Below are 1,622 nucleotides of genomic sequence, written 5' to 3' on the forward strand. Positions count from 1 at the left end.
GCTGAGCACATTTAGCAACATATTCATCTAGGTACGTCCACCATTCTTCGTTAGGATTGTCAATACTGCCGGTACCTTCTCCGTTGTATAGCTTTTCCCGGCAACTGACCATCATCATAGTAAAACCCTGAGCATTACGCTTATTCAAAATGCTATCAATGGTTGCCGGAGGAAGTTTAGCGAAGAACCAATTCGTCTCTCCGATCCAGACAAACGGACTACCGTCTTCTTTCACTAAGAACCGATGGTTATCTCCAATTCTTAGTTTTTGCATTTGGGCTACTGCAGAAGCAGAAACCAACAAAAGAGTCAGAAAAGAAAGGTATCTAAGTAAAATGAGTTTTCGGTCAGACATCTTTGGTAGCTAAGTAGGTTGCTTTGGAAAAGATCATTGTCACTGTAATCTACTTACAACGATTTGGATAACCCTTCGTATCGGATTATCTGAATAAATTTTAGACAACTTGATTGTGCCATACCTTTAGGGCGTAAGAAAGGATTGGTATCAAAAGGGTTCGCCGTGACTATACTGCATGATGCTGCGGGCAGCAGAACGCCAACGTTTCACTAATTGTACACCAATTTCTGAGCTAATTTTAGTACCAAACAACTTTTGCGTATTGCGACCTACCCAAAGTCGGGCGGCGAACTGTTTTTTCCAGGTAGTAGTGTATTCAGTTTCTAGCGCAGTGCGGTTAAAACTGGTAGGAGAGTAGTGCTGAAGAATTAAATCAGAAAGAATTTTAGCCGAGTGAATCGCCATCGCCATACCGTTACCGCAAAGCGGAGTGATTAATCCGGCCGTATCGCCTGACATTAAAATATGGTCAACCACTGGCTGCTTAGGGGCGAAAGAAATCTCGTTAATCACTTCCGGTTGGGCGAGTAGAAATTCAGCATTACGCCACAAATTCCGGAGGAACGGATTCTGATGCAGTACTTTAGCTTCCATCGCTTCAATAGAGCCGTGCTTTCGTAGTTGCGCTCGAGTGCCCAAATAGCAAACATTATAACGACCATCTTCTACCCGGGAAATTCCGCAGTAGCCCCCTGGAAAGTTATGTAGAGCGATAACATCATCAGGAAAGTCTACTTTCACGTGGTACTTTACTCCAATATAAGGCGAGTGTTGTTGAATGAACGGCCGGTCTAACTGTTTATCTAATCGGGCGCGTTTACCGTACGCGCCAATCACTAATTTGGCTTCTACTACTTCATTCTGTGGCAACGTAACTTGAAAATAGTCTTCTGTAAACGCTACTGATTGAACTGCCGTCTGCTGCCGGATTTCCGCTCCGGCTCGCTGGGCGCGCCGATACAGAAACTGATCCAGCGCGTAGCGGCTCACTCCAAAACCGCCTAAATCAAGAGGCATACTAGCTGAAGTGCCAGAGCAGGCGGTAAGGGTAAATTCACGAATAGACGAAGGCTCTAATTCGTAAGGGAAAGCGTTGATCGATTCTAAAAAGGGAACTACTTCGTTGGAGATATACTCACCGCAGACTCGATGAAATGGATACGTTTTTTTTTCCAGCAGTAGAACATCCAGTCCCGCTTCACTTAAGCGAATAGCATTAATCAGCCCGGCGAGGCCACCTCCGATAATGATCAGGTCTTTCAAA

2 protein-coding genes are annotated in these 1,622 nt (G+C 44.8%); both read right to left on the reverse strand.

Translation table 11 applies throughout. The annotated features are described in order from the left end of the window. The coding region (locus WBA23_RS09450) for a DUF4038 domain-containing protein (protein ID WP_424582031.1) at positions 1-355 on the reverse strand (355 nt) is incomplete at its 3' end. A gap of 150 nt (positions 356-505) precedes the next feature. Beyond that, on the reverse strand, positions 506-1,622 hold a 1,117-nt coding region (locus WBA23_RS09455; RefSeq protein ID WP_424582032.1), incomplete at its 5' end, for an NAD(P)/FAD-dependent oxidoreductase.

Source organism: Tunicatimonas sp., from assembly GCF_049647865.1.
Lineage (GTDB): Bacteria > Bacteroidota > Bacteroidia > Cytophagales > Cyclobacteriaceae > Tunicatimonas.